The following is a 12,817-nucleotide window of genomic DNA, read 5'->3' as shown; positions in this document are numbered from 1 at the left end:
AAAAGAGGAGTGATGATATGGACCGATATACCAAGCAGGACATCATAGATCTGGTCAGGGAAAATGACGTACAGTTTATCCGGCTGCAGTTTTCCGATGTGTTCGGGACGCTTAAAAATGTGGCAATCACTGCAAGACAGCTGGAAAAAGCATTGGATAATAAGTGTATGTTTGACGGGTCTTCAGTGGACGGTTTTGTGCGGATAGAAGAATCCGACATGTATCTGTACCCTGATCTGGACAGCTTTCTCATATTTCCATGGCATTCCCAGAGCGGAAAAGTCGCGAGACTGGTCTGTGACGTGTACGGACAGGACGGACTTCCATTCATCGGGGATTCCCGCTATATCCTGAAGAAAGTGCTCAGGAAGAGCAAGAAGCTTGGATATAATTTCAATGTAGGGCCGGAGTGTGAATTCTTTTTGTTCCACACGGACGAGGAAGGCTGTCCCACGACGCTGACTCATGAAAAAGCAGGCTATTTTGATGTGGCGCCGCTGGATCTTGGTGAGGCGGCCAGAAGAGATATGATCCTGAATCTGGAGAATATGGGATTTGAGATCGAAGCCTCTCACCATGAGGTGGCTCCGGCTCAGCATGAGATTGATTTTAAATACGACAATGCACTCCGTACTGCGGACAATATCCTCACCTTTAAATTTGTAGTAAAGTACATTGCAAAACGGCATGGGCTGTATGCGAGCTTTATGCCGAAGCCGATCTCCGGTGTGGATGGTTCCGGAATGCACCTTAATATGTCTCTTTGGAGCGAAGGCCAGAATATGTTCGCAGACTCCAGAGGCGAACTGGGGCTCAGCGATGAGGCGTACCACTTTATGGCAGGCCTGATGAAGCATGCGCCGGAGATGTCGCTGATCACAAATCCATTGGTGAATTCCTATAAGCGCATCGTGCCGGGATATGAGGCTCCGGTGGATATTTCCTGGTCTCCGGCAAACAGAAGTCCGCTGATTCGTGTGCCGACGGCCAGAGGAAGCGGAACACGTCTGGAATTCAGAAGCCCGGATTCTGCGGCCAATCCTTACCTTGCGCTTGCAGTGAGCCTCGCGGCAGGGATCGACGGCCTTGAAAATAAGCTGCAGCCCGGAAAGGCATCTACAAAGAATCAATACGAAGTTACAGAGAAGGCAAAATTAAAAGCCGGTATCGGGGCCCTTCCAAGGGATATGAAGGAGGCAATGGACCTGTTCAAGGACAGTGAGTTCATGAAAGAGGTGCTCGGACATCATATTTTTGACCGGTATCTGGATGCAAAACAGGGAGAATGGGAATCTTATCAGAAAAATGTCTCTCAGTGGGAAATAGATGAATATTTGTACAAGATTTGACAGGCAGAAGGCAGGCGTCATTCATACGGGGAGGTGGGAAGCTTGGTTCATATTTTTGTTCTTTTCCCGAAACAGGAGCAGGCAAGGAGTATCCGCAACCTGCTTGTGAGAAACGGATTTGAAGTGACGGCTGCCTGTGTCACAGGCGCCCAGATCATGCAGCGGGCCGAAAGCCTGGAAGACGGGCTGATCGTCTGCGGATATAAGTTTGCGGACATGGTCTGCAGTGAACTGAGAGAATATCTCCCTGACGGATTCAGGATGATTGTTTTAGCTCCACAGGCGAGTCTGGAATTTTTGGATATCCAGGGGATGGAGTATCTGCCAATGCCTTTAAAGCCCCCGTTTCTGATGGAAAAAGTACGGGAAATGGCGGACGCTCTGTGCAACGCTCAGAAGAAAAAACGGCACAGGCCGAGACAGCGTACGAGGGAAGAGCTGGAGATCATCGAAGAAACGAAGGAACTGCTGATGAAAAACAACCGGATCTCAGAACAGGAAGCCCACGAGTATATTCAGCGCCGCAGCATGAACAGCGGTGTGGGACTGATTGAAATGGCTAAGATGATCCGGGATTCATATAGATACTAAACGGACTTTTATAGTAAATTATTAGGAGGACATCATGTTTAAGATTAACGAAAATTATTTAAAATTACCAGGAAGTTATTTGTTTTCAACCATTGCCAAAAAGGTCAATGCATACCAGGAAGCCAATCCGAACAAAGAGCTTATCCGTCTGGGGATCGGGGATGTGACACAGCCGCTGGCTCCGTCGATCATCGAGGCGCTTCACGGCGCAGTGGATGAGATGGCGGCAGCGGAGACCTTTCATGGCTATGCACCGGACCTTGGATATGAATTTTTAAGAAATGCTATCATGGAAGGTGATTACAGGTCACGGGGCGCGCAGATTGAGGCGGACGAGATCTTTGTCAGCGACGGAGCAAAGTGTGACTCGGGAAATATCCAGGAGATCTTTGCACAGGATAATAAAATCGCTGTCTGCGATCCTGTTTACCCGGTCTATGTAGACACCAATGTCATGGCAGGCAGAACGGGTACCTATGACCCAAAGAGTGAGACATGGAGCGATGTGATCTATATGCCGTGTACGGCAGAGAATAATTTCGCGCCGGAATTTCCTGAGGAAGTGCCGGATATTATTTATCTGTGTTTCCCAAATAACCCGACTGGTTCTACGATCACAAAAGACCAGCTTCAGGGCTGGGTGGATTATGCCAACAAAAACGGAGCGGTCATCATTTATGATGCGGCATATGAGGCATATATTTCAGAAGATAATGTGGCCCACACCATCTATGAGTGTGAAGGAGCACGGAACTGTGCCATTGAGTTAAAGAGTTTTTCTAAAAATGCAGGCTTTACCGGTGTGCGCCTGGGATATGCGGTGGTTCCGAAGGATCTGAAATGCGGAGACGTAAAACTCCATGATTTATGGGCAAGACGCCACGGAACAAAATATAACGGTGCACCATATATTGTTCAGAAAGCGGGAGCGGCTGTTTATACAGAGCAGGGAAAAGCCCAGCTGAAAGAACAGGTCGGCTACTATATGAATAATGCAAAAGTCATCTTTGAGGGATTAAAAGAAGCGGGATATACCGTGTCCGGCGGAGTCAACGCACCATATATCTGGTTAAAGACTCCGGAGGGAATGTCTTCCTGGGATTTCTTTGACCACCTGCTGGAGCAGGCGAATGTGGTGGGAACACCGGGATCAGGATTCGGACCGAGCGGGGAAGGCTATTTCCGGCTCACGGCATTTGGAAATTACGAGAATACGGTGAAAGCCATTGAACGGATTAAAAATATATAAATGTATTTTGCAGGACCATGCCTTTGCCGGCATGGTCCTTTTAAAGTTCCTGACACAGAGTTTTGTCAAAATATGACGATTCATTGACATTTTACACAGAATGTGTTAAGTTAATTTTAATAATGTTATAATAAGTTCACAATACGCAGGAAGGAGAGGGAGACACAGAGGGATATGAAGCATAAGATAGCAAAGGGAACGATGGCAGCCGGACTGTCACTGGCATTCATTCTCGGAGTTTCTACATTCGCAGACGCCAAAGGCGATCAGTACCAGACCGGTCTTGCGGGATCTGCGGCAGCTATGGAACAGTACACAGAGTCAGACAGTTCAGCACCAAAGAAAAATGTAAAAGCAGCCTCGGCTACGGCGGCAGTGAAGAAGACGACAAAGACACAGCATATTACAGAAGTTAAAAAGCAGCCGGCAGCGACTTCCGCAAAACAAAAGGTGACAGCAAAACAGCCGGTGACGGCTGCGGTACAGAAAAAGACAAAAGAGCCTGAATTTTCTGCTTCATTTTACAGGGGAAAGGCAACACCCAACGTGCGGTCTGTACTGAATATCAGAAAGAAAAAGAGTATTTCCAGTCCTGTGGTTGGAAAGTTCAAAAAAGGAAACATCGGCACAGTATTAAAAAAGGGAAAAGAATGGAGCAGGATCCGTTCCGGAAAAGTGACCGGTTATGTGAAGAACGAGTATCTGATCTGGGGAAGCAATATTCACAGTTACGCAAAGGAACATAATTTTCCGAAAAAAGCAGTGGTGAAAGTAGATACACTGAAGGTCAGACAGAAACAGTCTACCAAAGCAAAAGTTTTGACACTGGTCTCCAGAGATGACAGCTACAAAGTCCTCGGAGAATCTGCAGAGTGGGTCAATGTGAAGGCAGACGGGGACAAAGGCTATCTGGCAAAAGATTATGTCAGTATTGGGTATTACTATACCAGTGCAAAGTCAACGGTAAAAAATACAAAGACAGCAAAGAGTACTGCGAGTACAGAGAGAACAACCGAGAGCGAAAGGCAGGATTCCTCTTCTCAGGAGAGTGGGAGCAGTTCCTCAGGAACTACCCGCCGGCAGGTTGTAAATTATGCTCTGAAGTTTGTGGGGAATAAGTACCGCTACGGCGGAAACAGCCTGACAAACGGCACGGACTGTTCCGGATTTACTCAGCAGGTGCTCGGTCATTTTGGTTATAACATCAGCAGAACATCCTATTCCCAGGCAAACGATGGACGCACCATCTCCATCAGCAGCGTCAAACCCGGAGATCTGCTGTTCTATAAACGGGGAGGCCGGATCAATCATGTGACCATGTACATTGGAAACGGTCAGGTAGTCCACGCGAGCAATTCCGCCCCATATCCAAGGGGAGGCATCAAAGTATCCAGTATGGGATACCGGACACCGTGCAAAGCAGTGCGCATCATCAACTAAGTGAGAGAAGATTATTTACATATACCAAGAAACCGCCGCGGTTCACAAATGTGAACCACGGCGGTTTCTCTGTAAAAAGCAAATGGAACCATCCAGTAAATATTATGTCCATTTTGACCGGTTTGGAGGCCTTGCATTCGAAGAGATGTTAGTTTTTCTTCTTTCAGAAAAGGCTCGGAGGCGGTGTGCGAAGCACAGTGAGGCTGTTTGAGCGTCAGCGAGTTCCGAACGGGCCGCCGGAGAGACTTTGCTGAAAGTTAGAAAATCTTACATCTCTGAGACAGCAAGCCGGAAAACAGGTCAAAATGTCACACATTAAACTTAAACACAATCACGTCTCCGTCCTGTACGACGTATTCTTTCCCTTCCTGTCTCACCAGTCCTTTTTCTCTGGCTGCTGCGATGCTTCCATTTTCAACCAGATCATCATAGGAAACCACCTCGGCGCGGATGAAGCCCCGCTCGAAATCAGTATGGATCTTTCCGGCCGCCTGGGGTGCTTTTGTTCCTTTTGTAATCGTCCAGGCCCTCGTCTCGTCTTCCCCGGATGTCAGATAACTGATCAGGCCAAGCAGTGAATAGCTGGCAGAGATCAGTTTATCAAGGCCTGACTCTTTAAGGCCCAGATCCTCTAAAAATTCTTTTCGTTCTTCGTCGTCCAGTTCTGCGATTTCCTGTTCAATCTGGGCACAGATTACGAAAACACCGGCATCTACATCTTTTGCATAAGTTCTCACTTCATTTACAAACTCGTTGGATGCGGCATCATCCATGAGATCATCCTCACAGACATTGGCGGCAAAAATCACAGGCTTGATCGTTAAGAGATTGCAGGAATTCAGGATTTCCTGTTCTTCTTCATCATCGGTCACGAATGTCTTGGCCAGTTTTCCGTCTTCAAGATGGGCTTTTACCCGCTCCAGAAGTTCTACTTCCTGGGCGAGGGACTTGTCATTTCGGGAACCTTTTTTTGACTTGGCAATTCTTCTGTCAAGAACTTCGATGTCGGAAAAAATCAGCTCAAAATTGATGGTTTCGATATCCCGAAGCGGGCTGACTGAACCGTCTACATGGACGATGTTTTCATCTTCAAAGCAACGGACTACATGGACAATGGCATCGACCTCACGGATATTGGCCAGAAACTGGTTGCCGAGGCCCTCACCTCTGGAAGCTCCCTTGACGAGACCTGCGATGTCTACAAACTCGATAACTGCGGGAATGACTTTTTTTGAGTGATACATCTCGGACAGCACGTCCAGCCTTTTATCCGGCACGGTAACGATCCCTACGTTCGGGTCGATGGTGCAGAACGGATAGTTGGCAGACTCGGCACCCGCTTTCGTGAGAGAATTAAACAAAGTACTCTTACCTACATTTGGCAGTCCTACGATTCCTAATTTCATTGTGTATTGATTCCTTTCTTAATGTCTTTGCGTAAATATAGTCCTGTGATCCAAGGACATTGATACAACAAGTCTACCATAAGAACCTTGAAAAGAAAAGAAAAATGGGATAAGATGAAACGACGGAAAGGAGTAATGCGAATATGGAAAATGAAATCCGGTTTCCATTTTTGGGTATTGTGTTCAAACATGTGGGAGAGGGCATCAGTATCGGAGGATTTGAGATTAAATATTACGGTATGGTCATTGCACTGGGTTTTCTGCTGGGGATGCTGGCGGCGGCCAGGATGGCTAAGAAAAACGGAGTTAATCCGGAGCTGGTCTTTGATTTCATCATCGCGGTGATGATTCCTGCTATCATTGGGGCAAGACTTTACTATGTTATTTTTTCCTGGGATTACTACAAAGATCATCTGACGGAGATACTGAATACCAGGAGCGGAGGCCTTGCCATTTATGGAGGGATTATCGCTTCGGTCATTGTGATGGTAATCTTCTGCAGAGTGAAGAAAATAGAATTTTTCAAACTGGCGGATATTGCGGTGCCGGGGCTGCTGATCGGCCAGATCCTGGGCCGGTGGGGGAACTTTTTCAACAGGGAAGCGTTCGGCGGCTTTACCAATGGGCCTTTGGCTATGCAGATCCCCACAGACTATTTCGTAAAACACGGAAGACTTTCGGAGATTGTGGATGCCGGGCTGTATGACCAGGCTGTGTTTGTGGGAAGCGGAAGCCATATGAACACCTATATTCAGGTACACCCTACGTTCTTATATGAAGGACTGTGGAATCTGGCACTGCTGATCATCATTGTCATCATGTCCAGGCACAAAAAATTTGACGGCCAGATGCTGGTAATTTATGCCATGGGATATGGGATTGGACGATTCTGGATCGAGGGTCTTCGGACAGACCAGCTTCTGATTCCAGGGACACAAATCGCCGTATCCCAGGTAGTTGCGGTACTTTTGGCTGTTGGGGCACTGCTCGTCCTTCTCTGTAAGTGGAGAAAACGGAAACAATAAAAGTGTGGAAAAGAAACTGTTCACAGAAAAAATTCTGTGGACAGTTTTTTTATTTCTTGATTTTTTGTGGACAATCCATTAGAATGGAGACAGTAGTGGTGAGAAGTGGTGGATAGTGGGTAGAAAAGACCACAAAGTGTCACAACTGATCATCAGGTGGAGCGCACCCGGTTTGGGAAACGGCAGGTGATTACCATGTTCATGGGCGAATACAATCACACAATCGATGCTAAAGGCAGACTGATAATCCCCTCAAAGTTCAGAGAAGCACTGGGCAATGAGTTTGTTCTTACAAAGGGATTGGATGGATGCCTATTCGTGTTCCCTATGAAAGAGTGGGAGGCTTTTGAGGAAAAATTAAGAAGCCTGCCGCTGATCGATAAGAATGCACGGAAGTTTTCGAGATTCTTTTTGGCCGGAGCATCCACTTGTGAATTGGACAAGCAGGGCAGAATCCTGGTGCCGGGCACACTGCGTGAATTTGCACAGATGGATAAGGAAGTAGTTCTTACGGGCATGCTGGACCGTATTGAGGTATGGAGCAAAGAACAATGGCTTGAAAATAATGCTTATGACGATATGGACGATATTGCCCAGAGCATGCAGGAACTAGGTTTGAATATCTGAATGGAAGGAAAGACAAATGGATTTTGAACATGCATCTGTGTTGTTGGATGAAACAATAAGGGAACTAAAGATAAAACCGGACGGTATCTACGTGGATGGGACTCTTGGAGGAGGCGGACATGCCTTTCATGTTCTTAACAGGCTCTCTGAAAAGGGACGATATATTGGCATTGACCAGGACGAGGATGCGATCAGGGCAAGCACCAAGCGGCTTGCTCCGTTTCAGGATAAAGTTACGATTGTAAGAGATAACTATGTGAATATGCCGAAAGTGCTGAAGGATCTGGGGATATCCCGTGTGGACGGAATTCTTCTGGATCTTGGCGTTTCCTCTTTTCAGCTGGATGAGAAGGACAGGGGATTCACATACCGCGAGGACGTACCGCTGGATATGAGGATGGATCAGAGGCAGACTTTTTCTGCAAGAGACATAGTCAATGGATACAGTGAACAGGAGTTGTTTCATATTATCCGCGATTATGGAGAGGACAAGTTTGCTAAAAATATTGCCAAACATATTGCAGCAGAGAGAGAGAAAGCACCGATTGAGACAACAGGACAGCTTATTGAGGTGATCAAACATGCAATACCGATGAAGGTGAGGGCTGTGGGAGGACATCCTGCAAAGAGGACATTTCAGGCCATCCGGATTGAATGTAACCGGGAGCTGGAAGTCTTAAAGACAAGCCTTGACCAGATGATCGAGCTGTTAAACCCCGAAGGAAGACTGTGTATCATTACTTTTCATTCTTTGGAAGACAGAATTGTGAAACGGGCATTCAGAAAAAATGAAAATCCGTGTACCTGTCCACCGAATTTTCCGATTTGTACCTGTGGAAATGAATCGAAGGGTAAGGTTATTACAAGAAAGCCAATTTTACCGACCGAAGAAGAACTTATGAGGAACAAAAGAGCAAAAAGTTCAAAATTAAGAGTGTTTGAGAGAAAATAGTGAGGGGGAGAACAGCGAAGTGAATAAGACGAGACAAGAGCGATATGAATTTATTTACGGAAATACTGCGCGGAAAATGGAAGCGGCACCGGCAAAACCCGAGTATGAACCATCCAGGCAGCCGAAAAGGAAACCGGCAGTACGCACGAAAAGAAAGACAACACCTCAGACAAAGGCAAACCAAACAAAAGCTCTGGAATTTGATTTTGCGTTTATCAAAGCGCTGGCAGCAGGAATGCTTGTGATCGCACTGGTAAGCTTCTTCTATTTATCGGAGCAGTCAAAACTGGAGCGACAGCGGTCTGTGGTCTCTTCCAAGAAATCGGAGCTTAGCACACTGCTGGTCGAAAATGAGGATCTGAACCTGGAGATCGAACAGAGTATCAATCTTTCTGCGATCCAGGAAACGGCCATGAAGAAATATGGAATGAAGAAACCTGCGCAGAGGAAGGTGATTGCATATGAAAGTAAGAATGTTGACTATGTGAGACAGTACAATAAAGTACCCGATTCAAAGTAAGGAGCGGTTTTATTGAGAAAAAAGAAATATAAGAAGATCAAAAGAATAAACAATGCTATGAGAGTCAGAGCTCTGTCTGTATCGGCTCTCATAGCAATTCTTTTTATTTGCCTTATGGGCCGGCTGGTTTATTTCAGTGTGGCAAAAAATAAGACATATGAAAAAAAGGTTCTGGCACAGCAGAATTACCAGAGCCAGACGCTTCCGTACAAAAGAGGAGATATCCTCGACAGAAACGGAAACACGCTGGCTACCAGCCAAAAGTTATACAGTCTGGTCCTGGAACCGAAAAATATCCTGCGGACAGAGCAGACTCAGAAAAATGCACTGTATGCACTGACGAAATATATGGATCTTGACCGGGACGATCTGCTGTCCTATATGAAAGACAACAAAGACTCTTATTACTCAGTGTACAAAAAAGACATGAAATACAGCGAAGTGGCAGATCTGAAAGATTTTCTGAAATCGAAAAACGGAAAAAAGGTTGTGGGGATCACTTTTTCTGAAAAATATGTGAGGAGATACCCCAATAAGAGTCTGGCAAGCCACCTTCTCGGGTTCGTATCCGACGGAAGCATCGGAACAACGGGGATTGAGCAGTATTATAACAGTACACTGTCCGGTGTGGATGGAAGAAAATACACTTATCTGAATGAGGAACTTGAACAGGATGACTCTATTGTAGATCCGGAAAACGGCAAAACACTTGTGTCTACTATTGATATCAATATCCAGAAAATAGCGGAAGACCGTTTGGCAAAGTTTGAAAAAAAATACGGCAGCAAGGGAAGCTCTATTCTGGTCATGGACCCGAACAATGGGGAAGTCCTGGGAATGGCCAACTCAAACAAATATGATCTGGAACATCCCAGAGATGAAAAAGGTCTGCTCTCAAAATATTCTCAGAGCCAGATCGATTCCATGTCAGAAAAACAGAAGGTAAAGGCTTTTAATGAACTATGGAAGAATCCAATCGTCTCCAACAGTTTCGAACCGGGCTCTACCTATAAACCGTTTACGGTGGCGGGAGGACTGGAGGACGGGATTCTCAAGGGAAATGAACACTATTACTGCAGCGGATATAAACAGGTTGGAAAATACAAGATTCACTGTTCTCACAGAGATGGGCACGGAAACCTGAGCCTTTCAGACAGCATTGCACATTCATGCAATGTGGCGTTGATGGATATTGCCTTTAAAGAAGGAAAGAATGTGTTTGCAAAATATCAAAAGGATTTTAACTTTGGAGTAAAGACGGGGATCGACCTTCCGGGAGAGGCTGAGACGGCAGGACTTCTGCACGGCGCGGACCGGATGACGAATGTTGATCTGGCTACCAGTTCCATAGGACAGTCCTTTAACTGTTCTATGATACAGATGGCATCCTCTTTCAGTTCTCTGGTCAACGGAGGCAGCTACTACAAGCCTCATGTAGTGAAGCAGACCAGGGATGACAAAGGAAATGTAGTGAGCAACAAGGAATCCGAACTGGTCAAACAGACGATCTCAGCTGATACATCCAAGAAGCTGCGCACTTATATGGAAGAGACAGTAGAAAAGGGAACCGGTAAAAAAGCGCAGATCAAAGGTTACAGTGTCGGAGGAAAGACAGGGACCGCACAAAAAATTCCGAGAAGTGCAGGGACTTACATTGTCTCCTTCTGTGGATTTGCTCCCGTAGAAAACCCTAAAGTTGTTGTATATGTGGTCATAGATGAAATCCAGAAAGACTCACAGCTCAACACCGGACTGGCTGTTGAAATGGCGAGAGATGTATTGAAAGAATCACTGAAGGACATGAATGTGCCGAAAACGAAAAAATAATACCTGACGGAAACAGTGGTCAAAAACTCATACTTGTTACACTGGATTCATATATTTTTATCAGTATGGATTCCGGAGTTTTTTATGAAAACAAGTTATAAACGAAGGATGCTTCTCATGGGCGGCATCTTTGCATTCTGCCTGATTTTTATGGCCGGAAGGCTTGGCTATCTGATGATCGGGCAGGCCGATAAGTATCTGGCACTGGCCAAAGACCTGCACCAGAGAGAGCGGGAGATCAAGGCCCCCAGGGGGAATATTTATGACAGAAACGGAGTGAAGATCGCATCCAACAAAGCGGTTTACTCTATCTCTGTGATTCACTCCCAGACAAAACAGAAAAATAAAGTCGTATCGGTCCTTTCAAAGGAACTTAAGATAGATGAGGCAGAAATCAAAAAAAAGGTTTATAAAAATTCAGTTAGGGAAAAGATTAAGAGTAATGTTGAAAAAGACGCAGCTGACCGCATCAGAAAATATGAACTTGCCGGCGTTAAAGTGGATGAGGATTATAAACGGACCTATCCCTATAATGATCTGGCTTCAAAAGTCCTGGGATTTACGGGAGGAGACAATCAGGGGATCGTAGGGCTTGAGGTGACATATGACTCTTACTTACAGGGCAAGCCCGGAAGAATCCTGACACTGACGGACGGCGGAGGAAGAGAGATTGACGGCGCCTACGAGGAGAGGGATGAGCCGGTGGCCGGCAATGACCTGTATACCACACTGGATGTGAACCTGCAGAACTATGTGTGGCAGGCCTGTGAAAAGGTAAGAAAAGAAAAGGGAGCAAAAAGGGTTTCCATGATTATCATGAATCCTCAAAACGGAGAGATCTATGCCATGGTCAACACTCCTGAATACAATTTAAACGAACCGTTTAAACTGAAAGGGAAAAAAGAGAATACCACAGGAAAGAAGAGGCAGGAGCTGCTGAACCAAATGTGGAGGAACACATGTATCAATGATACATATGAACCGGGATCTGTTTTCAAGATTGTGACTGCAACCGCCGGTCTGGAGCTTGGCAAGGTAAAAGTGACGGACCACTTCAGCTGTCCGGGATTCAGGATCGTAGAAGACAGGAAGATCCGCTGCCATAAAACAACGGGCCACGGAGCCGAGACTTTTAAGGAGGGCGTTATGAATTCATGCAACCCGGTTTTCATGGAAGTCGGAGCCAGGGTCGGAGTAGACGGCATGTATACGATATTCCGCCAGATGGGGCTGTTTGAAAAGACCGGTATTGATATTCCGGGTGAGGCAAACTCTATTATGCACAACAAGAAAAATGTGGGGGCCGTGGAACTTGCGACGATGTCTTTCGGGCAGTCCTTCCAGATCACTCCGCTTCAGCTGATGAGGGCTGCCAGCGCCGCAGTCAACGGGGGCACTCTTGTAACGCCGCATTTCGGCATGAAGGCAGTGGATTCATCGGGAAAGACAGTCAAGACTTTTGAATTTGCTAAAAAGAAACATGTGATTAAGAAAGAAACATCCGAGACGATGAGAGAACTTTTAGAGGCAGTGGTTTCAGACGGTTCCGGAAGGAACTGCAAGATCGAAGGATATTCCATAGGAGGAAAGACTGCGACCAGTGAAAAGCTGCCCCGCGGAACAGGGAAATATATTTCCTCATTTTTAGGCTTTTCAAAGGCAGAACATCCAACCGTGATGGCTTTGGTCATGATCGACGAGCCGAAGGGAACTTATTACGGAGGAGCCATCGCAGCGCCGGTGGTCCGGGAGGTATTTAAAGTTGCACTTCCTTATCTTGGAATTTCCAAGGATTATACGGTTGATAAAACAAAGAAATAAAGATATACTG

The 12,817-nt window shown here is 46.1% G+C and carries 11 protein-coding genes; 10 read left to right on the top strand and 1 reads right to left on the bottom strand.

Translation table 11 applies throughout. The annotated features are described in order from the left end of the window. Nucleotides 1–17 precede the first annotated feature (17 nt). The 4 genes from P8F77_RS13775 to P8F77_RS13760 all read left to right on the top strand — a co-directional run bounded on the left by P8F77_RS13775 (nt 18) and on the right by P8F77_RS13760 (nt 4,629). Nucleotides 18–1,349: a glutamine synthetase family protein gene (locus P8F77_RS13775; protein ID WP_024726755.1), complete on the top strand. Its 1,332-nt coding sequence runs from the start codon at nt 18–20 to the stop codon at nt 1,347–1,349. Nucleotides 1,350–1,382: 33 nt separating this feature from the next. Further along, a complete protein-coding gene (locus P8F77_RS13770; protein WP_051405181.1) occupies nt 1,383–1,940 on the top strand; it encodes an ANTAR domain-containing protein in 558 nt (185 codons plus the stop codon). 34 nt (nt 1,941–1,974) lie between these two features. After that, nucleotides 1,975–3,189: an LL-diaminopimelate aminotransferase gene (locus P8F77_RS13765; RefSeq protein WP_024726757.1), complete on the top strand. Its 1,215-nt coding sequence runs from the start codon at nt 1,975–1,977 to the stop codon at nt 3,187–3,189. 174 nt (nt 3,190–3,363) lie between these two features. Beyond that, entirely contained in the window at nt 3,364–4,629 is a 1,266-nt protein-coding gene (locus tag P8F77_RS13760) for an SH3 domain-containing C40 family peptidase (protein ID WP_024726758.1), read from the top strand. Nucleotides 4,630–4,937: 308 nt separating this feature from the next. Here P8F77_RS13760 and ychF read toward each other — a convergent pair whose 3' ends face one another. Beyond that, complete coding sequence (gene ychF / locus P8F77_RS13755; protein WP_287517289.1) at nt 4,938–6,035, bottom strand: redox-regulated ATPase YchF; 1,098 nt, start codon at nt 6,033–6,035, stop codon at nt 4,938–4,940. 143 nt (nt 6,036–6,178) lie between these two features. Here ychF and lgt point away from each other — a divergent pair, with 143 nt between their 5' ends. From lgt to P8F77_RS13725, 6 genes are all read left to right on the top strand, one after another. After that, nucleotides 6,179–7,060 (top strand): prolipoprotein diacylglyceryl transferase, encoded by an 882-nt coding sequence (lgt, locus tag P8F77_RS13750; protein WP_024726760.1) that lies wholly within the window; start codon nt 6,179–6,181, stop codon nt 7,058–7,060. 195 nt (nt 7,061–7,255) lie between these two features. After that, nucleotides 7,256–7,687, top strand: a complete 432-nt coding sequence (gene mraZ / locus P8F77_RS13745; protein ID WP_148458817.1) for a division/cell wall cluster transcriptional repressor MraZ — start codon at nt 7,256–7,258, stop codon at nt 7,685–7,687. Nucleotides 7,688–7,703: 16 nt separating this feature from the next. Continuing rightward, nucleotides 7,704–8,639, top strand: a complete 936-nt coding sequence (gene rsmH / locus P8F77_RS13740) for a 16S rRNA (cytosine(1402)-N(4))-methyltransferase RsmH (protein ID WP_148458682.1) — start codon at nt 7,704–7,706, stop codon at nt 8,637–8,639. Next, a complete protein-coding gene (locus tag P8F77_RS13735; protein WP_186992392.1) occupies nt 8,626–9,159 on the top strand; it encodes a hypothetical protein in 534 nt (177 codons plus the stop codon). The genes rsmH and P8F77_RS13735 overlap by 14 nt, the downstream gene beginning before the upstream one ends. A 12-nt stretch (nt 9,160–9,171) precedes the next feature. Further along, complete coding sequence (locus P8F77_RS13730) at nt 9,172–10,986, top strand: penicillin-binding transpeptidase domain-containing protein (protein ID WP_287517290.1); 1,815 nt, start codon at nt 9,172–9,174, stop codon at nt 10,984–10,986. A gap of 84 nt (nt 10,987–11,070) precedes the next feature. Further along, nucleotides 11,071–12,807, top strand: coding sequence for a penicillin-binding transpeptidase domain-containing protein (locus tag P8F77_RS13725; RefSeq protein WP_024726765.1), 1,737 nt, complete (start codon nt 11,071–11,073; stop codon nt 12,805–12,807). The last annotated feature ends 10 nt before the right edge of the window (nt 12,808–12,817 follow it).

The sequence above is a fragment of the Anaerostipes sp. PC18 genome (assembly GCF_039789045.1).
GTDB lineage: Bacteria > Bacillota > Clostridia > Lachnospirales > Lachnospiraceae > Anaerostipes > Anaerostipes hominis.
The sequence above is the reverse complement of the archived record's forward strand: the minus strand, read 5'-3'. Positions and strand labels throughout refer to the sequence as shown.

Bases quoted from the DNA above. Each gene is read 5' to 3' on its own strand.
- P8F77_RS13775 (WP_024726755.1), top strand. From the start codon at position 18: ATGGACCGATATACCAAGCAGGACATCATAGATCTGGTCAGGGAAAAT.
- P8F77_RS13765 (WP_024726757.1), top strand. From the start codon at position 1,975: ATGTTTAAGATTAACGAAAATTATTTAAAATTACCAGGAAGTTATTTG.
- mraZ (WP_148458817.1), top strand. From the start codon at position 7,256: ATGTTCATGGGCGAATACAATCACACAATCGATGCTAAAGGCAGACTG.
- ychF (WP_287517289.1), bottom strand. From the start codon at position 6,035: ATGAAATTAGGAATCGTAGGACTGCCAAATGTAGGTAAGAGTACTTTG.
- rsmH (WP_148458682.1), top strand. From the start codon at position 7,704: ATGGATTTTGAACATGCATCTGTGTTGTTGGATGAAACAATAAGGGAA.
- P8F77_RS13760 (WP_024726758.1), top strand. From the start codon at position 3,364: ATGAAGCATAAGATAGCAAAGGGAACGATGGCAGCCGGACTGTCACTG.
- P8F77_RS13725 (WP_024726765.1), top strand. From the start codon at position 11,071: ATGAAAACAAGTTATAAACGAAGGATGCTTCTCATGGGCGGCATCTTT.
- lgt (WP_024726760.1), top strand. From the start codon at position 6,179: ATGGAAAATGAAATCCGGTTTCCATTTTTGGGTATTGTGTTCAAACAT.